General features: G+C 61.0%; 14 protein-coding genes. 4 read left to right on the plus strand and 10 right to left on the minus strand.

Features of this window, described 5'->3' with window-relative positions:
* The first annotated feature begins 72 nt into the window (after window positions 1-72).
* Window positions 73-1635: an alkyl hydroperoxide reductase subunit F gene (gene ahpF / locus OKW98_RS12575; RefSeq protein WP_265389443.1), complete on the plus strand. Its 1563-nt coding sequence runs from the start codon at window positions 73-75 to the stop codon at window positions 1633-1635.
* Between the two features lie 1343 nt (window positions 1636-2978).
* Entirely contained in the window at window positions 2979-3284 is a 306-nt protein-coding gene (locus tag OKW98_RS12580) for a DUF1883 domain-containing protein (protein ID WP_265389444.1), read from the plus strand.
* Between the two features lie 69 nt (window positions 3285-3353).
* On the opposite strand, the gene OKW98_RS12585 is transcribed toward OKW98_RS12580, so the two are convergent.
* Entirely contained in the window at window positions 3354-5093 is a 1740-nt protein-coding gene (locus OKW98_RS12585; RefSeq protein WP_265389445.1) for a dipeptidase, read from the minus strand.
* A gap of 323 nt (window positions 5094-5416) precedes the next feature.
* Here OKW98_RS12585 and OKW98_RS12590 point away from each other — a divergent pair, with 323 nt between their 5' ends.
* Window positions 5417-6445, plus strand: coding sequence for an alpha/beta fold hydrolase (locus OKW98_RS12590; protein WP_265389446.1), 1029 nt, complete (start codon window positions 5417-5419; stop codon window positions 6443-6445).
* Window positions 6446-6664: 219 nt separating this feature from the next.
* The gene (locus tag OKW98_RS12595; RefSeq protein WP_265389447.1) at window positions 6665-7279 is read left to right on the plus strand and encodes a hypothetical protein; all 615 of its coding nucleotides are present in this window, start codon (window positions 6665-6667) and stop codon (window positions 7277-7279) included.
* 1085 nt (window positions 7280-8364) lie between these two features.
* Here OKW98_RS12595 and OKW98_RS12600 read toward each other — a convergent pair.
* The 9 genes from OKW98_RS12600 to OKW98_RS12640 form a co-directional block, all read right to left on the minus strand.
* Complete coding sequence (locus OKW98_RS12600) at window positions 8365-9300, minus strand: carbohydrate kinase family protein (RefSeq protein ID WP_265389448.1); 936 nt, start codon at window positions 9298-9300, stop codon at window positions 8365-8367.
* Between the two features lie 32 nt (window positions 9301-9332).
* Window positions 9333-10826, minus strand: a complete 1494-nt coding sequence (gene xylB, locus OKW98_RS12605; RefSeq protein WP_265389449.1) for a xylulokinase — start codon at window positions 10824-10826, stop codon at window positions 9333-9335.
* 23 nt (window positions 10827-10849) lie between these two features.
* Window positions 10850-12367 (minus strand): mannitol dehydrogenase family protein, encoded by a 1518-nt coding sequence (locus OKW98_RS12610; protein WP_265389450.1) that lies wholly within the window; start codon window positions 12365-12367, stop codon window positions 10850-10852.
* Window positions 12368-12401: 34 nt separating this feature from the next.
* Window positions 12402-13505, minus strand: a complete 1104-nt coding sequence (locus tag OKW98_RS12615; protein WP_265389451.1) for an ABC transporter ATP-binding protein — start codon at window positions 13503-13505, stop codon at window positions 12402-12404.
* Window positions 13506-13670: 165 nt separating this feature from the next.
* Window positions 13671-14504 carry a carbohydrate ABC transporter permease gene (locus OKW98_RS12620; RefSeq protein ID WP_108121930.1) on the minus strand — a complete coding sequence of 278 codons (834 nt, stop codon included), beginning with the start codon at window positions 14502-14504 and terminating at the stop codon, window positions 13671-13673.
* Window positions 14505-14514: 10 nt separating this feature from the next.
* Entirely contained in the window at window positions 14515-15447 is a 933-nt protein-coding gene (locus OKW98_RS12625) for a carbohydrate ABC transporter permease (RefSeq protein WP_108121932.1), read from the minus strand.
* An 81-nt stretch (window positions 15448-15528) separates the two neighbouring features.
* Window positions 15529-16851 (minus strand): ABC transporter substrate-binding protein, encoded by a 1323-nt coding sequence (locus OKW98_RS12630; RefSeq protein WP_265389452.1) that lies wholly within the window; start codon window positions 16849-16851, stop codon window positions 15529-15531.
* Window positions 16852-17093: 242 nt separating this feature from the next.
* Entirely contained in the window at window positions 17094-17999 is a 906-nt protein-coding gene (locus OKW98_RS12635; RefSeq protein WP_265389453.1) for an AraC family transcriptional regulator, read from the minus strand.
* A 1239-nt stretch (window positions 18000-19238) separates the two neighbouring features.
* Window positions 19239-20138, minus strand: a complete 900-nt coding sequence (locus OKW98_RS12640; protein ID WP_265389454.1) for an AraC family transcriptional regulator — start codon at window positions 20136-20138, stop codon at window positions 19239-19241.
* Between the last annotated feature and the right edge of the window lie 93 nt (window positions 20139-20231).

The raw sequence follows: 20231 nt of genomic DNA on the forward strand, positions 1-20231 counted from the left end.
TTTTTTTGCAGAACCCGTTATCCAGACGCTGAAAAGTATCTAGACCCTGAAAGTGAAGAAGGAAGCCGAACCATGTTGGACGCCAATCTTAAAGCTCAGTTGAAATCTTACCTGGAGCGGATCACTCGCCCGATCGAGATCATTGCGTCCCTTGATGACGGCGCAAAATCCCAGGAAATGCTGGCCCTGCTCAACGACATCGTTAGCAGCTCCGACAAGATCACCCTGGACACCAATGGCAGCGATGCACGCACGCCGTCCTTCGCCCTGAACAGCCCGGGCCAGGACATCAAGCTGCGCTTCGCCGGTTTGCCAATGGGTCACGAATTCACCTCGCTGGTGCTGGCGCTGCTGCAAGTCGGCGGCTACCCGTCCAAATCCTCCGAGGACACCCTCGAACAGGCCCGCGGCCTGACCGGTGAGTTCAAGTTTGAAACCTACTTCTCGCTGACCTGCCAGAACTGTCCGGACGTGGTCCAGGCGCTGAACCTGCTGGCGGTGTTGAACCCGAACGTGCAGCACGTCGCCATCGAAGGCAGCCTGTTCCAGCAGGAAGTGACCGACCGCCAGATCATGTCGGTGCCGAGCCTCTACCTGAATGGCGAGCTGTTCGGCCAGGGCCGCATGAACCTGGAAGAGATTCTGGCGAAGATCGACACCAGCGGCGGCGACCGTCAGGCCGAGAAACTGAATGGCAAAGAAGCGTTCGACGTGCTGGTCGTCGGCGGTGGCCCGGCCGGTTCCTCCGCAGCAATTTACGCGGCCCGCAAAGGCATTCGCACCGCCGTGGCAGCCGAGCGTTTCGGCGGCCAGGTGCTGGACACCATGGCGATCGAGAACTTCATCTCGATGCAGCACACCGAAGGGCCGAAGCTGGTTGTTGCGCTCGAAGAGCACGTCAAGCAGTACGAAGTCGACGTCATCAACCTGCAGCGCGGCGAGCAGTTGATTCCGGGCAAGAGCGGCGAGCTGCACCAGGTCAAGTTCGCCAGCGGTGGCGTGCTCAAAAGCAAGACGGTGATTCTGGCGACCGGCGCACGCTGGCGCGAAATGAACGTCCCGGGCGAGCAGCAATACCGCAACAAGGGCGTGGCGTACTGCCCGCACTGTGACGGTCCGCTGTTCAAAGGCAAGCGCGTCGCGGTGATCGGCGGCGGCAACTCCGGTGTGGAAGCGGCCATCGACCTGGCCGGTATCGTGTCCCACGTGACCCTGCTGGAATTCGACGCCAACCTGCGTGCCGATGCGGTGCTGCAACGCAAGCTGCACAGCCTGCCCAACGTGACGGTGCTGACCAGCGTATTGACCAGCGAAGTGACCGGCGACGGCCAGAAGGTCAACGGCCTGCGTTACAAGAACCGCCTCACCGGTGAAGAAATCACCGTTGAGCTGGAAGGTATCTTCGTGCAGATCGGTCTGCTGCCGAACACCGAATGGCTCAAGGGCACCATCGAGCTGTCGCCACGGGGCGAGATCATCATCGATCAACGCGGTGAGACGTCCATCCCCGGCATCTTCGCCGCCGGTGACGTGACCACCGTGCCGTACAAGCAGATCGTGATCGCGGTCGGCGAGGGCGCCAAAGCCTCGCTCAGCGCCTTCGACCACCTGATCCGCACCAGCGCCCCGGCGTGATACCGCGCTAAACCGGTCCTGCTGGCTGCATGCGGTGTTGTAGGACCGGCTTTAGCCGGGAAGGCGTCTGTCGCCATACTGCAAAAAATGATGGCGTACACACCGACCTCTTCCCGGCTAAAGCCAGTCCCACTAAAGGCATCCCATGCATTCAGTGGGGTCGGGTGTACGCCGACTTGTGGGACCGGCTTCAGCCGGGAAGGCGTCTGTCGCCATACTGCAAAAAATGATGGCGTACACCCCGACCTCTTCCCGGCTAAAGCCAGTCCCACTAAAGGTATCCCATGCATTCAGTGGGATCGGGTGTACGCCGACTTGTGGGACCGGCTTCAGCCGGGAAGGCGTCTGTCGCCATACTGCAAAAAATGATGGCGTACACACCGACCTCTTCCCGGCTAAAGCCAGTCCCACTAAAGGTATCCCATGCATTCAGTGGGATCGGGTGTACGCCGACTTGTGGGACCGGCTTCAGCCGGGAAGGCGTCTGTCGCCATACTGCAAAAAATGATGGCGTACACACCGACCTCTTCCCGGCTAAAGCCAGTCCCACTAAAGGTATCCCATGCATTCAGTGGGATCGGGTGTACGCCGACTTGTGGGACCGGCTTCAGCCGGGAAGGCGTCTGTCGCCATACTGCAAAAAATGATGGCGTACACCCCGACCTCTTCCCGGCTAAAGCCAGTCCCACTAAAGGTATCCCATGCATTCAGTGGGATCGGGTGTACGCCGACTTGTGGGACCGGCTTCAGCCGGGAAGGCGTCTGTCGCCATACTGCAAAAAATGATGGCGTACACACCGACCTCTTCCCGGCTAAAGCCAGTCCCACTAAAGGTATCCCATGCATTCAGTGGGATCGGGTGTACGCCGACTTGTGGGACCGGCTTTAGCCGGGAAGGCGTCTGTCGCCATACTGCAAAAAATGATGGCGTACACACCGACCTCTTCCCGGCTAAAGCCAGTCCCACTAAAGGCATCCCATGCATTCAGTGGGGTCGGGTGTACGCCGACTTGTGGGACCGGCTTCAGCCGGGAAGGCGTCTGTCGCCATACTGCAAAAAATGATGGCGTACACACCGACCTCTTCCCGGCTAAAGCCAGTCCCACTAAAGGTATCCCATGCATTCAGTGGGATCGGGGGTACGCCGACTTGTGGGACCGGCTTCAGCCGGGAAGGCGTCGGCCGCCATACCATTGAACCCAGGCTGCAGAAACAGAAAAACCTCATGAGCGATCATGAGGTTTTTTTGGGTCTGTCGCTTATGCGTTCACGTAAGCGCTGCCTTTCTGGCCAGGCCTCCGTGATATTCTCGCGCCCGTTTTCATCACTGCCGTGGGATCCCCGTGAAATTCATCCACCAACGCGAACACCTCAATGAAGGCGACATCGTGGTAATCGAGTCTTCGAACGCCTGCAACATCCGCCTCATGAGCGACGCCAACTTCCGCAGTTTCAAGAACGGCGGTCGGCACACCTACCACGGCGGCGCCTTCGACCGTTTCCCGGCGAAAATCGTCGTGCCCAGTACCGGCTTCTGGAACATCACCCTGGACACGGTCACCCAACGGGCGATCAGCGTGACGCGCAAGCCCAACCTTAAACACTCGATCAAGATCGTGCGCCGGTCAGGCTCCAGGCTTCAAAACTGAGTGCCTGATGACTGCACCTTCAGCGGCGCGAATCAGGCCCGCCATTGCAGCGGGCCCGAAGCAGGGCGGTCAGAGTTTCGGCAGTTGACCGATGCGGCCCATCATCTCGGTGACGATCTGCAAGTCGAGCAGGAATTGCTCGGTGGTCTTGAACTCGGCGTCGGTGTGACCGGTGTATTTGACGTCGGGTTTGGCCAGACCGAACTGCACGCCGTTGGGCAGCTCATGCACTGACGTGGCGCCGGCCGAAGTGCCGAACTTGTGCTCCATGCCCAGGTTCTCGGTGGCCACGGCCAACAGCGCCTTGACCCACTCGCCTTCAGGATTGCGGTACATCGGCTCGGCGATTGAGTAATCGAAGCCCGGTGTGATATGGCTCTGCTGGGTCCAGGCGGTCAGCTTCTGTGCGATTTGCGCCTTCAACGCTTGCGGTGATTTGCCCCTTGGCACGCGCAGATTGACCGCCAGCTTGAAGGCCTTGTCGTCCATGGACACGTAGGTCAGCGAGGCCGTCAGCGGGCCCATGAACTCATCGCTGAAGCCGACGCCCAGTTTACTGCCCAGGTAATCCAGGCCCCAGTTGTCAGCGGCGTAGCGCGCGGCGTCGGTGATCGCGTTCTGCTTGAACGCGACTTTGCCATCCAGACCGTTGATGAAATCGAGCATTCGCGCCACCGGGTTGACACCCGATTCGGGCTCGGAGGAATGCGCCGAGACGCCTGTGACCGTCAGCTTGACGTCCTTGCCGGCGACTTCTGCGTCGACCTTGAAGTTGCGGCCGTTGCGTTGGACGTAATCGACGCCGGCTTTCTGTAGCTCGGCCGCGAGTTCAGCCGGGCGATCAGTGACCAGCGTGACAACCGATTTCGACGGGATCTGATTGGTCGCCATGCCGCCGGTCATCGAGGTGATTTCCGCGCCCGTGCCTTCGGCGTTGCGACGGGGGAAGCTGGCCATGACCGTGCCGTAACCCTTTTCCGCGATGACCACCGGGTAGCTGCCGTCGAGTGCCAGGTTGTAGGCCGGCGTCGGGTTGCGTTCGAAGTAATAGGGAATGGCGTCGCCAGAGGTTTCTTCGGTGGTGTCGATCAGCAGCTTGAAATTGCGCGCCAACGGAAGCTTTTCCTCCTTGATCACCTTCATGGCGTAGAGCGCGACGACGATGCCGTTCTTGTCGTCCTCGGTGCCGCGCCCGTACATGCGGTCGCCGATCAGGGTGACTTTGAACGGATCGAGGCGAGTGCCATCCGCCAGCACCCAGTTTTCCGGGGTGACCGGAACGACGTCGGCGTGGGCATGAATCCCCACCACTTCAGGGCTTGAGCCCTCAAGGGACACTTCATACACGCGGTTGTCGATATTGCGGAAGGTCAGGTTGAACGACTGGGCGAGGGTTTTGATTTTCTCGGCAATCTTGATGAACGCCGGGTTGTCGTGCTGGGCAACGCCTTCGGTCTGGAACGTGGGAATGGCGACCAGCTCGCGCAGGGTTTCGGTGGCGGCCGTGCCGTATTTCACCCGCGCGTAGATCCCCAGCAGGCGATGGATGTCGTTCTGCTCCTCGGCGGAGAGCTTTTTACTGGCGAGGAAGGTGTTGATCGCCGGCTCGATGCCCGCAGCCTTGACCACGTCTGTGGTGCTGATCGTCTTGAGGAATTGGCGGAAATCAGTGACCGCGTTTTCCTTGAAACTGCCGACGATCACGCTGCTCTGTTGCGCGGTGAGGTTGGCGAAGGCAGCCGGTGCGAAGGCGGAAACACCGGCGAACATCAGTGTGGCGGCGGCGAGGTGCTTGAGCGAAAAATCCATTGGGTGGGGCATTCCTTGGCAGGCATGTTGAGAGAAATGTCTGATCGTTCGATCAGAAACCACCGCACGCTACCATCGCCGGTGGAGCAGGGGGAGTCCTCATGCTGATATCTGTCGCCTTGGAGGGTGAAAGCGGCGCACAACCGTAAATGACTCAGGCTATTGAATGGCCTGAAAAAATAGTTGTGAACCGGCCTCGCTCATACCACATAACCGTCTACGCTGATGGCGCAGCGCGACGGCATGGTGTTGATGTACATGGTTTTCCGTAGCCGCAAGTCTTTCAGGCGCTTTCACGCCAGGCTATATCACTAAGGAACTCCATGAAACTGCGTCAATACGCTGACCGGACGCTGTGTGCGTTGCTGGTCATGATGAGTGTGGGCCTCTGTCAGGCGGCAGAGCAGCAGCGGGTGAATATCGGCTCGGTGAACATGAGCGGCGGCAAAATCTCACAATGCGCGTTGGGTTATCGCACCTACGGCACGCTGGCAGAAGATCGCAATAACGTCGTGCTGGTGACCACCTGGCTCGCCGGACGGACGTCCGACCAAGCCGACATGATCGGCCCCGGCAAGTTGGTCGACACCAATCGCTGGTACGTGGTGGCGATGGACGCCATCGGCAACGGCGTGTCCTGCTCGCCGTCCAACAGCCCCAGCGCGCCACGCCTGAAATTCCCGCAGTTCGGCATTCGCGACATGGTCAAGGCGCAGCATCGCTTGCTCGCCATGTACCTGGGCATCGATCACGCCCACGCCATCGTCGGCATTTCCATGGGCGGCATGCAGGCCTTGCAGTGGGCGGTGATGTACCCGGACTTCGCCAGCAATGTGGTGACAATCGTCGCCACGCCTCACCCGACCGAGCGCGACCTGCAGGCCTGGAATGCAGAACTGGCCGCCATCGAACGCGCGCCGGGCTGGAATGACGGCAACTACGCGTCGGGCACGGTGTTCAAGCAGCTCACGGCGCTACACAACGGCTACCTGTGGACGCCGGAGCGTGCTGCGGCCAAGACCGTCGCCAAGGGGCCGGCGCCTGGCGGAAAACTGCCCGTCGCCACGGGCAATCAGTCCTTCAGCACCGTCGACTGGTACCGGCAGTTGCAGGCGATGACCTCCTTCGATCTGTTGCGCCATGGCGACATGGCCGTGCTGGCCGGGAAAATCAAGGCGCGGCTGCTCATCATCACCTCTGAGCAGGACCGCATGGTGGACCCGGCACCTTCCAAGGCGCTGGCCGCTCAAAAGCGCGCGCAGTTGCTGGTGCTCAACAGCGATTGCGGGCACATGGCGCCGGCGTGTGAGGCGGACAAGGTGAACGAGGCGGTGAAGGCGTTTCTCAAATAGGGCGGCGGCCCCGGGCTGTCAGCGGCGCTCTGGCCAGTACGGCAAGCCGGCGGCGAGAATCTGCCGCAGACGGCAAGCATTGTCGATTACACGGCCCGTAATTGCTTGGCGCTTGGTCCACAGGCCAGTGCTGGCGGGGCTTTCAGGGGATGTCGGGCTGCATGGCATCGGTTTTGCTGCTGTCGGGGTACATCGGACAACCTGAACAGGAGGTGAAAGATGTTAATCGGCAACAGTGCCATCCAGCAGTTCGTGTCGAAGGCCGTAAGCCACACGCATTACGCCACGGCGGACACGGATGCCTACACCAGCGCCATGGCCGGCGCCGCCACACCCGTGGCGGCGATTGCGAGCAATGGCGAAGGCGCGACGCAAAGCAGTAACGACGGTAAGCAGGGCTATGACGAGTCGTTTGCCAAAATGATGGTGAACTTGAAGGCAGCGGCGGCCAACACGGCGTCGTCGGTGACGGATGATGACAAGGCGGCAGCCGCCGCGGCGTTTGTGTCCAGTGCTGACAAGCAGGTTGCGGCGTCTGATAGCGTCAGCAAGACTGTCTCCGATGATCTGGCAGCCAGTGATGGCGCGGCGGGTTCTGACGGCGTGGGTTCGGTGAAGGATCAGTTTTTGTCCTACATGAACCAGACCGATGCGGAGAAAGTGCGGCAGCGATTGACGGGTGTCAGCAAGGCTGAATACGACGCCATGAGTCCGGACGAGCAGGCGGCGGTGAACAAGCAGGTGACCGAGCTGCAGAAGCAGAAGACGGATCAGCAGGTCGCTGAGCAGGAGGTGAAGACCAGGATCGCCATGGCGAAGGCGGAAATGGCCTGATCTGTTGGCGCTTCGGGGGCTCTGCCTAACGGCAGAGCGTTTCGCCTTCGGCGGTTTGTTTAGATCAAGAGCGTCTGCCTTTGGGCAGACTGTTTCGCCTTCGGCGAGTTACTTGGAAAAAGCCCCCCAAGTAACCAAGGGGGCTTGCTCTCGGTTGGGCCCGACTTCGTCGGGTTCCTTCACTCCGGTCCCGCTCCGTGGGCCCGCGCCGAACGGACATCCATGTCCTGACGGCGCTCTCGCCGCATCCATGCGGCTCGACCCACTGCGCGAGACCTGCGTTCAGCCTGCACCCAAGTCGCGTTCTGCGGTGTCTGGCCTTTCTGTGTATGAAGATCAAGATCAACCGCAGATCAAAAGCTTCCCGGCTGAAGCCGGTCCCACTGACTGCATGCATATTCATTGTAGGAGCGCGCTTCCCCGCGATGGCGTCCTGTCAGCCACAGCCATCCAGCTGACCCACCGCAATTCGCGGGCAAGCGCGCTCCTACAGGGGATCTTCATCACGCCGAAGGACTTTTCCGAACACGCAGGCCGCAGATGGGCTTGCCGATCCTGATCGTTCCCACGCTCCGCGTGGTAACGCCGACCCCGACGCTCCGCGTCCCGCAGACGAAGCGCATTCAGGCCTGGGGAAGTGACGCGGAGCGTCACGGGATGCATGCCCACGCGGAGCGTGGGAACGATCACAGCGTGTACGCGTTGCTTTAGTGGGACCGGCTTCAGCCGGGAAGCTCTTGATCTGCTCTTGATCTGCTCTTGATCTGCTCTTGATCTGCTCTTGATCTGCTCTTGATCTGCTCTTGATCTTCATACGCAGAAAGCTCAAACACCACAAATCGCGACTTGGGTGCAGGCTGAACGCAGACGACGCGCAGTGGGCCGAGCGGCATGGATGCCGCGAGAGCGCCGTCAGGACATGGATGTCCGTTCGGCGCGGGCCCACGGAGCGTCGTCGGAGTGAGGGAACCCGACGAAGTCGGGCCAAACCAGGAGCAAGCACCTTTGGTTACTTGGGGTGCTTTTCCAAGTAACTCGCCGAAGGCGAAACAGTCTGCCCCCAGGCAGACGCCCTTGATCTTGATCTAAACGACCTCCGCCCGATAGGGCAAATCCGGCCCCTCACGCGTACAGGTCACTGCCGCCGCCGCCACCGCAAACTCCAGCATCTTCGTCAGCGTCTCCCGATCCACCCCAGCCAGCGCGGCCGGCGCATCCAGACCCCGCTCCGTCAGAAACGCAATCAGCGCCGCCTGGAATGTATCACCGGCACCCACCGTATCCGCCGTATCCACCTTGCGCGCCGCCACCGACCACGTGCCCAGTGCCCGCGTGAATATCGTCGCGCCCTGACGACCCCGGGTCATGATCACCCATTGGCAATTGTCCTTCAGCCAACCCTCGGCGACCGCCGCCGCATCCTTCTGCGGATACAACAACTCCAAATCCTCATCACTCACCTTGATGATGTGCGCGTGCTCGGCAAACTTCGCCACCTGACTGCGCCACAACTCAATGCTCGGCGCCGGATTCAGGCGCACGTTGGGATCGAAAGTAATCAGCCGCTTGCCGCTTTCCCGCCTCACCAGCGTCAACAGCGCATCGGCGACCGGCTGCACCACCAGCGAAAACGACCCCACGTGCAAGCCACGCACGCTGTCGTCCAGCGTCGGCAGATGCTCAACGCTCAACATCCGGTCGGCGCAGCCTTCGCCGCGAAAACTGTACTGCGGCGAGCCGTCGGCGCCCACGGCGACCATCGACAGAGTGGTCGGCGCGTCGATGTGCACGAGAAAGTCATCGCGCACGCCTTCTTCGGCCAGCACCTTCAACAGGCGCTTGCCCAGGTAATCGCTGGAAATCCCGGCAAAAAAACCGGCATCGATGCCCAGCCTGCGCAGCCCGACGGCGACGTTGAACGGCGAGCCGCCGGCGATGGCCTGATACCCCACTTTGTTGCTTTGTCCGCTGTCCGGCTGACAGAAAAAGTCGAACAGTGCTTCGCCACAGACCAGATACATAGTTGCTCCATAAAGGCCGACGGGGCTGTCCGTCAGAGGCCCTGCAATTGATTGCGATAGTGCTGATAAACCGCCTGATACGCCGCAACGTGTTCGGCAACCGGCCGGGTTTCGCTGGCCGGATCAAGGCTGACGCAACGCTCGGTCAGCGCCTGCAGCGATTCGCCGTCGCCGTTACCCCCGGCATCGGCATGGGCATGACACCACGCCGCCTGAATCGCTGCGCCCAGAGCTGCCGCTTCGGTGCCGGTGGTGCAGATGACCGGCGTATCCATGATGTCGGCGACGATCTGCCGCCAGACCGCGCTTTTTGCGCCGCCGCCGATCAGGCGGATGTTATCGCTCTTAATGCCGCTGTCGCGCAACAGGTCCAGGCCGTAACGCAGGCCGAAGGTGGTGCCCTCGACCACCGCGCGGCACAGGTTGGCCTGGGTCAGGTTGGTGCTGTCCAGCCCGAGGATGCTGCCGGTTGCGTGGGGCAGGGCGGGCACGCGTTCGCCGTTGAGGAACGGCAACATGAGCACGCCCTGGGCGCCAATCGGCGACGACGCGACCGCCGCGTTGAAGGCGCCGATGTCCAGCGTAAACAGCTCGCGGATGGCACTGGTGGCGTTGGTCAGGTTCATGGTGCAGATCAGCGGCAGCCAGCCGCCCGACGAGGAACAGAAGGTCGCCACCGACGGCTGCGCGCTGACGTTGCCTGCATCGGCAAAGGCGTAGACCGTGCCCGACGAACCCAGGCTCATGGTGATCGAGCCCGGCGCGATATTGCCGGTGCCGATCGCGCCCATCATGTTGTCGCCGCCGCCGCTGGAGACGATCGCCTTCGGGTTGAGGCCCAGGCGCTCGGCGATCGCAGGGAGAATCGTGCCCACCGGCTGATGCGCTTCGATGAGCTCCGGCAGCGCCTTGACCAGCCGGCCGCTGGGGTCGATGTGCTGAAGGATGTCGAGGTCCCATGCGCGGGTGCGCACGTTGAAATAACCGGTGCCCGAGGCATCGCCGAACTCGCTGCAACTGCGGCCGGTCAGCCAGTAGTTGAGGTAGTCGTGGGGCAGGAGGATCTTGTCGATGCGGGCGAACAATTCGGGGAACTGTTCTTTGCTCCACAGCAGTTTCGAGACCGTGTAGCCGGGCGCGATGGCGATACCCAAACGCTCCAGCGATCCAGCTTGACCGCCCAGATACGCCAGCAGCCGATCGTTTTCGGGCGAGGATTCGGTGTCGCACCACAGCTTGGCCGGGCGCAGCACCTGGCCTGATTCATCGAGCATGACCAGGCCGTGTTGCTGCCCGGACACGCCGATGGCCAGGATGTCCGCACCGGACAACCCGGCCTGCTGCAAGGCCGCCGCCGTCGCCTGCTCGAACGCATCGAGCCATTCCTGCACATCCTGTTCGCGGCGCCCGTTGGCGCCACTGATCATGTGATGGGCACCCGAGCCTTCGCCCAGAACCTTGCCGCTGACGGCATCCAGAACAATCGCCTTGGTGCCTTGGGTGCCGCAATCGATGCCGAGAAACATGTTCACCTCTTTACCTATGAAGCTCAGGCGGTTTTCGCTAACAGGTTTTCCAGGGTTTTGCTGACGCCCAATTGCTTCAGGCTGTTCAGGTTGTGCTCGAACGATGCCACGAACTCGGCCGAGCGGGGAATCGCCGCGCCGAAAATTTCTTCCACGTCCAGCAGGCGCTGGGTGATCAACACGTCATCGGCCACCAGCGCCTTGCAGAAGTCGGCGCGCGGGTCGACCACGGTGTACGGGACGCCGTTTTCGCCAGTGAAGTCGCCGGTGCGATTGCCCTGCAGGTACAGCGCCCAAGCCGCGACCACCAGCGATGCGCGGTCCATGTTGCCGCTGTCGAGGATCAGACAGTTGATGGTCGGCACGGTGAATTTCGGGAATTTCGACGAGCCGTCGGAGCACACCCGCTCCAGCTGATCGGCAATCGCCTGATTGGAGAAGCGGTCGATCAGGGTCTGTTTGTACTCGGTCAGATCGATGCCCGGCACCGGCGCCAGTTGCGGCGTGACGTCCAGGTCCATGTAGGTGCGGATGTAGTCGACGAACAGCGGGTCGTTCATGGTTTCGTGGACGAAGCGATAACCCTTCAGGGCGCCCAGGTAGGTCAGCGCCAGGTGGCTGCCGTTGAGCAGCTTGATTTTCATTTCTTCGTACGGGGTCACGTCGTCGGTGAACTGCACGCCGACCTTTTCCCAGGCGGGGCGGCCGTTGACGAACTTGTCTTCCAGCACCCATTGCACGAAGGGTTCGCAGACCACCGGCCAGGCGTCGTCGATGCCTTTCTGGTCATGCAGTTGCAGGCGGTGGGCGGTGCTGGTCATCGGCGTGATGCGGTCGACCATGGCGTTGGGGAAACTGACGTGTTCAGCGATCCAGTCGTGCAGTTCCGGGTCGCGCAGTTGGGCGAACGCCAGCAGGGCCTTGCGTGTCACCGCGCCGTTGTGCGGCAGGTTATCGCAGGACATCAGGGTGAACGCCGGAGTGCCCTCGGCGCGGCGCTTGACCAAGGCAGCACACAGATAGCCGAACACGGTTTTCGGTGTCGCGGGGTGTTCAAGGTCGTACTGAATCTGCGGCAGGTGGCTCATGAATTCGCCGGTGCTGTCGTCGATGCAGTAGCCGCCTTCGGTGATGGTCAACGAGACAATGCGGATGTCGGCGCTGGCGAGTTTGTCGATCAGCGCCAGGTCACTGTCGGTGGACATCAGCATCTGGCTCATGGCGCCGATCACGCGGGTTTCGGTGTCCGGGGTGTCGCCCAGTTCGAACAGCGTGTAGAGGAAGTCCTGGCCCTTCAGCGCCTCGAAGTTACCGCGGTCTTCCTCGCGCAGGCTGACCCCGCAGATGGCCCAGTCCAGGCCTTCTCCGCTGTGTTCATTGGCCCCGAGGGACATCAGCGCATCGGTATAAAACGCCTGATGGGCGCGGTGAAAACCGCCGACGCCGATGTGCGCAATGCCCTGGCGACGCTCATCAAGGGAGTAGGCGGGGATGGCGATGCCGGCGCCCAGGTTGGAGAGGTTCTGCTTGCTCAGTTTCATGACGGTGTTCCCGAATGCTGTGGAGTGCGAGGGGTCAGGCAGCGGCCTGCAGCGCGCGGCGGATGACCTGGCCCTGAGCGTCGAACAGGTGGCAGTGCGCGCTGTTCAGGTGCAGTTTCAGGGTTTCGCCGTACTGGCTGGCCAGGTCGCCGCGAATCCGCATGGTCAGCGGTTCGCCGGAGGTGGTGCGCACGTGGCAATAGGTGTCGCTGCCCAGGCGCTCGCTGACGTCGGCGATGACGGTCAACTGGCAATCGCCCTCGTTGGCCAGTTCCAGGTGCTCGGGACGAATCCCCAGGGTCACCGCATCACCCACGCTTTGTTGCGCGTTGGTGAAGGGCAGCAGCACTTTCGCGCCGGCGTCCAGGGTGACTTCACAGGCCGACGCTTCGACGCCGCTGATGATGCCCTTGAGGAAGCCCATTTTCGGCGTACCAAGAAAGCCTGCGACGAACAGGTTGGCCGGGTGGTGGTACAGCTCCAGCGGCGAGCCGACCTGCTCGACGCGACCGCCGTTGAGCACGACCACCTTGTCGGCCAGGGTCATGGCTTCGACTTGATCGTGGGTGACGTAGATCATCGTCGCCTGCAGCTCTTTGTGCAGGCGCGACAGCTCCAGTCGGGTCTGCACCCGCAGGGCGGCGTCGAGGTTGGACAGGGGTTCATCGAACAGGAAGATTTTCGGATTGCGCACGATGGCGCGACCGATCGCGACGCGCTGGCGTTGACCGCCTGACAGCTGCTTGGGCTTGCGTTCCAGCAGCGGGCCCAGCTCGAGGATGCGCGCGGCTTCATCGACCTTCTTTTTGACCTCGTCCTTTGGCGTGCCGGCCAGGTCCAGTGCGAACGACAGGTTTTTGCCGACGGTCATGTGCGGGTACAGCGCGTAGGTCTGAAACACCATCGCCAGGTCGCGCTTGGCCGGTGTGACCTGGGTGATCTCGCGGCCATCGAGTTCGATGCTGCCGCCGGTGACGTCTTCCAGGCCGGCGATCAGCCGCAGCAGGGTGGATTTTCCGCAGCCCGACGGACCGACGAAGACCACGAATTCACGGTCCTTCACGTCCAGGTCGATGCCTTTGATGATCTGGTGGCCGTCGAAGCCTTTTTGCAGATTTCTGATTGTCAGGTTAGCCATGATGGGCTCCAGTTTTTGTTCTTCAAGAAGGGCCAGATGTTCGGGTGGCCTCAACACCGACCTGTAGGAGCACGCTTGCCCGCGAACGCGGTACATCAAGCGATAAATTCGGCGCTGACACACCGCAATCGCGGGCAAGCGCGCTCCTACAGAGGGCTGCGTTAGTTATTTCACGGCACCAAACGACAGGCCGCGGACCAGCTGTTTCTGGCTGATCCAGCCGAAGATAAGGATCGGCGCACAAGCCAGCGTCGACACCGCCGACAACTTGGCCCAGAACAAGCCCTCGGGGCTTGAATACGAGGCGATCAGCGCAGTCAGCGGCGCGGCATTCGACGAGGTCAGGTTTAACGACCAGAACGCCTCGTTCCAGCACAGGATCAGCGACAGCAGCGCCGTCGATGCCAGCCCGCCCTTGCAGATCGGGATCAGCACCCGAAAGATTTCCTGGCGTGTGGTCGCGCCGTCCAGCCGCGACGCTTCGAGAATCTCCCCGGGGATGTCCTTGAAGTAGGTGTAGATCATCCACACCACGATCGGCAGGTTGATCAGCGTGTAGATCACGATCAGCGCGATGCGCGAATCCAGCAGGCCGAAGGTCTTGGCCAGCAGGTAGATCGGCATCAGCACGCCCACCGGCGGCAGCATTTTTGTAGAGAGCATCCACAGCAGCGTGCCCTTGGTCCGTTTGGTTTCGAAAAACGCCATGGAGTAGGCCGCCGGCACCGCGATCAGCAGGCACAGGATCGTCGCGCTGAAGGAGATCAGAATCGAGTTCCAGGCGAAGTGGAAGTAGTCACTGCGCTCCTGGATGTGCAGGTAGTTTTCCAGGGTCGGCGTGAAGAAGAACTGCGGCGGCGTGGCGAACGCGTCGATCTCGGTCTTGAAGCTGGTCAGGACCATCCAGAAGATCGGGAAGAAGATCAGCGCCGCGATCAACCACGACAAGGTGCCGAGCAGAGCACTTTGCAGGCGACGGGATTGTTTGAGCGTCATCATGGCCTTGCCCTCAAGACTTGTCGGTGAGGTTTTTGCCAATCATCCGTACCAGGATGATTGCGGCAATGTTGGCGATCACGACAGCAATCAAGCCGCCTGCCGATGCCATGCCCACGTCGAATTGCAGCAGTGCCTGGTTGTAGATCAGGTACGCCAGATTGGTGGACGCGAAGCCCGGGCCGCCGTTGGTGGTGGTGAAGATTTCGGCGAACACCGAGAGCAGGAAGATCGTTTCGATCATCACCACCACGGCGATCGGGCGCGCCAGGTGAGGCAGGGTCAGGTGCCAGAAGATCGCGATCGGGCCGGCGCCATCCAGACGCGCGGCTTCTTTCTGTTCCTGATCCAGGGACTGCATGGCGGTCATCAGAATCAGGATCGCGAAGGGCAGCCACTGCCACGACACAATGATGATGATCGAGAGCAATGGGTAATTCGCCAGCCAGTCCACCGGCTGGGCGCCGAACAGCTTCCAGACCCAGGCGAGGATGCCGGACACCGGGTGGAAAATCAGGTTCTTCCAGATCAGCGCGCTGACCGTCGGCATGATGAAAAACGGCGAGATCAGCAGCACCCGCACAATGCCGCGACCGAAAAACTCACTGGCTTCCAGCAGCGCCGAAATCAACACGCCGAGGATCACGCTGATGGCCAGCACGCTGCCGACCAGCAACAGCGTGTTCATGGCGCCGGGCAGAAAGCCTGCGTCGGTGACGAAGAATTCGAAGTTCTCAAGGCCGACGAATTCGTTTTCGCCGGGGTTGAGCAGGTTGTAGCGGATCAGCGAAAAGTAGATGGTCATGCCCAGCGGCACGATCATCCAGACCAGCAGCAACAGCACCGAGGGGCTGACCAGAAACCAGCCGGGCTTGGTGACGCTGCCTTTGGCGGACGACTTATCGTCGGCCGCGGCGGTGCGCGGGGTGAGGGTTGAGGTGTTCATGTCGACTCCGAACCGGGCAAAAGCGTGAGCGTGAACGTGGGCGGCAGGCAATCGGCGCCTGCCGCCTTCAAGCAGCGGGTGTCAGCCCTTCTTCGGGTAACCCGCGCGCTTCATTTCCCGCTCTGTCACGCTTTGCGCGCTGGTCAATGCCTGATCCACGGTGGAGGTGCCCACCAGTGCCGCCGAGAACTGCTGACCGACGGAGGTGCCGATCGACTGGAACTCGGGGATGGTCACCAACTGGATGCCCACGTACGGCACCGGCTTGAGGGTTGGCGCCTTCGGCGTGACGGCCTTGAGGGATTCCAGGGTGATGTTGGCAAACGGCGCGGCTTGTTTGTAGGCATCGGTGTAGGTCGATGCGCGGGTGCCTGGCGGCACGTTGGCGACGCCGTCTTTCTCGGCGACCAGCGCGGCGTACTCTTTGGACGTGGCCCATTCGGTGAAGGCGCGCGCGTCCTTGTCGTTCTTCGCGCTGGTCGGGATCGCCAGTGCCCACGAGTACAGCCATGCCGAGCCCTTGTCAGTCACTTCGTGCGGCGCGTAAGTGAAGCCTACGCTGTCAGCCACTTTGCTCTGGGCTTTGTCGGTGACGAACGAGCCGGCGACGCTGGCATCCACCCAGATTGCGCATTTGCCGCTGTTGAACAGCGCGAGGTTTTCGTTGAAGCCGTTGCTGGAGGCGCCAGGCGGGCCGTCCTTCTTCATCACGTTGGTGTAGAAGGTCAGCGCGTTCTTCCACTCAGGCTGGTCGAATTGCGGCTTCCACTGTTCGTCGAACCAGCGGGCGCCGAACGAGTTGGCGATGGTGGTGATCAGCGCCATGTTCTCGCCCCAGCCGGCCTTGCCGCGCAGGCAGATGCCGTACTGTTCCTTGGACTTGTCGGTGAGCTTGTCGGCGTATTCGGAGATCTGCGTCCAGGTCGGACGCTCCGGCATGGTCAGGCCGGCGGCCTTGAACAGGTCTTTGCGGTAGTAGGTGATCGAGCTTTCGGCGTAGAACGGCAGGGCGAAGAGCTTGCCGTCGACCGACAAGCCATCGCGTACCGAAGGAAACACGTCATCCAGCGCGTAGGACGCAGGCAGGTTGTTCATTTCCTTGAGCCAGCCCTTGGCGCCCCAGAGTGAGGCTTCGTACATGCCGATGGTCAGCACGTCGAACTGGCCGCCTTTGGTGGCGATGTCGGTGGTCAGGCGCTGGCGCAGCACGTTTTCTTCCAGCACCACCCACTTGAGCTTGATGTCCGGGTGCTGTTCTTCGAAGGTCTTGGACAGCCGCTGCATGCGGATCATGTCGCTGTTGTTGACCGTGGCGATGGTCACGTCACCCGCATTGGCGGTGGTGCAGAGGGACAGGAGGGTGAGACAGGTACCGGCAAGGAGAACATGTGCAGAGGTCTTCATTTATCACTCCTCTTCTGCGCCCAGGCGGACGTCAGAAGCTTGGTTATTGTTTTTGTTTCTTCCGGAGGCCAGGAAGAATGTCAGTTGATTACAGCCTTGTACGCGCGGGTTGACAAATCCTGCGGCGCACTTGAACTGATACTTTTTTGCACTGCAGTTTCCGGGGGGCACGCCGCAGAACTGCGCCAGCGCACGGGGCGGCGCAGTTCCAGCGTAGTCGACAGGGCCGAAGAGGGAGCGAATCAGTACAGGTTTTGTTCGGTCAGGCGCTGCACGGCGAGTCGGCGATAGTGCGAAGGGGTCATGCCTTTAAGCTTCTGGAAGCGCCGATTGAAGTTGGAGATGTTATTGAAACCGGACTCGAAGCAGACGTCGGTCACCGGCCGGTCGCCATCGGCGAGCAGTTCGCAGGACTTGCTGATGCGCAGCCGGTTGACGAATTCGACAAAGCAGCGCCCGGTGGCTTGCTTGAACACCCGGGAAAAGTAGGTCGGCTTCATGCCCAGGTACTCGGCCACTTCTTCCAGCGGCAGCTCCCGGGCGTAGTGGGTAAAGATGTATTCCACGGCTTTGTTGGTGCGCTCCACGGCGTGATCATCGGACAGCTGCGACGCCGTAGTACCCGACAACAGCTGGAAATCATCACTCGCCGCCAGCACCTCCAACAGAATGAAGAAATGCCCCAGGCGGGTCATGCCCGTGGTGTCGGCGATTTTCTGCATCAGTCTGGTGGCTTGGCGGATGGTGCGCTTGCAGCGAAATTCGATGCCGTACCGCGCGCGTTCGAGCAGCGGTGCCAGGGTCTTGAGTTCGGCGAACACCTGATTGCCGCTTTCGAGCAGCTCTTCGGTGAAGTTAACCAGCATGTCGCGCTTGGGCACCACCTCGTCTTCCTCGATCTGGCTGATCCAGTTGTGCGGAAGATGGGGGCCGGTGAGAAACAGCGTCTCAGGGTAGAAATTGCCGATGTAATCGCCGACGAAGACCTTGCCGGAACTGGCAACGATGAGGTGCAGCTCGAATTCCTTATGGAAATGCCAGCGCACCAACGGGCAGGGAAACCCGTGCTCGCGGTAGATGATCGACAGGCCATTGTGGTCGTCCATCAGCTCGTAGGAAGGGTCGGTGACTCTTGTTGTTTTGGTCATGCGGGTGCCGATCTGGAGAGAGGCGTGGGGCTAATGTGCACTATTTGTTGGGCGGAATACAGATGCGGGTTTTAAACGAACACCACCTCGAACTTTTGCGGTGTGCTGTACGACGTCTTCCCGGCTAAAGCCGGTCCCACCAGGTGATCGCGTGTTCAGCAGGACCGGCTTCAGCCGGGAAGAGGCCAGTTCGAGCACCATCAATTCTGCATTGTGAGGTCCGACGCTTTCCCGGCTAAAGCCAGTCCTACAGGCTGAACGCGGTGTTCAGTAGGACCGGCTTCAGCCGGGAAGAGGCCAGCCTGAGCACCATCAATTCTGCGGTGTGACGGCTGCCGTCTTCCCGGCTAAAGCCAGTCCTACAGGCCGAACGCGGCGCTTCAGTGGGACCGTCTTCAGCCGGGAAGAGGCCAGTTCGAACACCATCAATCTGTATTGTGAGGTCCGACGTCTTCCCGGCTAAAGCCAGTCCTACAGGCTGAACGCGGCGCTTCAGTGGGACCGTCTTCAGCCGGGATGAGGCCAGTCTGAGCACCATCAATTCTGCATTGTGAGGTCTGACGCTTTCCCGGCTAAAGCCAGTCCTACAGGCTGAACGCGGTGCTTCAGTGGGACCGGCTTCAGCCGGGATGAGGCCAGTCTGAGCACCATCAATTCTGCATTGTGAGGTCTGACGCTTTCCCGGCTAAAGCCAGTCCTACAGGCCGAACGCGGCGCTTCAGTGGGACCGTCTTCAGCCGGGATGAGGCCAGTCTGAGCACCATCAATTCTGCATTGTGAGGTCTGACGCTTTCCCGGCTAAAGCCAGTCCTACAGGCTGAACGCGGTGCTTCAGTGGGACCGGCTTCAGCCGGGAAGAGGCCAGTTCGAACACCATCAATCTGTATTGTGAGGTCCGACGTCTTCCCGGCTGAAGCCGGTCCTACAGGCCGAACGCGGCGCTTCAGTGGGACCGGCTTCAGCCGGGAAGAGGCCAGCCTGAGCACCATCAATTCTGCGGTGTGACGGCTGCCGTCTTCCCGGCTAAAGCCAGTCCTACAGGCTGAACGCGGTGCTTCAATGGGACCGGCTTCAGCCGGGAAGACGCCGGTTCGAACACCATCGAGTATGCGGAGTGACGGCTGCCGTCTTCCGGCGAAAGCCAGTCTGTTTGCCCATTCAAGATAGGTCAGGCGCGCGCTTGCCCGAACAACAATCTGCTCAGGCCTTGTCGACGGTAAGCCTGTTGGCTATCGCAGCCTAACGTCCGGCTCTGTCAGTTCGAGTATTTTTTGAGTGGCCCCGGACGTCGCGAGCAGGTGGAGCGCCAAACATCCGCGCATATTCACGGGTGAATTGCGACAGGCTTTCATAGCCAACCGCCAGGGCGACGCCAGCAACATGACCCGGGTCGGCGAATAGCCTGCGACGGGCTTCATAGAGCCTGAGATGCTTTTGGTACTGGAGCGGAGACATGCCCGTGCTTGCCTTGAAACTTCGATGGAAAGACGATGGGCTCATGTTGGCCAGATTGGCGAGATGTGCCACGCGCAAAGCGGTGGAGTAGTTTGCCTTGATCCAGTCTAACGCCTTCCTTATTCGTGAAAACCGACTGTCGATGCTGGCCACTTGTCGCAGGACCGCACCTTGCGGGCCGCGCAACAAACGAAAGAGGATCTCCCGTTCCAGCAACGGGGCCATGACCGCAATCTCATCCTGACGCTCCATCAGGCGCAGCATGCGAAGCCAGGCGTCCAACAGGTCTTCGCTGGCCTGACTGACGCAGAAGCTTCGATGATCTGGAGTCTCGTCAAGCCCCTGCGCATCGCGTAGCAGGTCAGCCACCACCGAACGGTCAAAGGTCAAGCGGACTGCGAGGTAGGGAGCGCTGGCGCTTGCCTGGACGATCTCCCCGATCACAGGGACATCAATGGAAGCGATGAAGGTATGTCCGGCGGTATAGCGCAGGACTTGGCTCCCAATGACGAGCCGCTTTTCACCCTGCAGGATTAGGCTAACGACGGGTCGGTAGATATCTGGGGCAAGCTGGGTAGGCGCACAGACCTTAAGGATGTCAACACGCGGCATGTTAGTCAGTGTCAGCACGCCGATAGCACGCTGCTCAACAAACGATTTAATGACCCTAATGACGTCGTGCATAGCGTGCCAGTTGCCAGATCCAGATGACCGATCAAAGCACGTTAGCACGAATGGGCAAATGACTGACCCGATCGCACAAGCATCGCTCGCGGA

It is taken from the genome of Pseudomonas sp. KU26590 (assembly GCF_026153515.1).
Taxonomy (GTDB): domain Bacteria; phylum Pseudomonadota; class Gammaproteobacteria; order Pseudomonadales; family Pseudomonadaceae; genus Aquipseudomonas.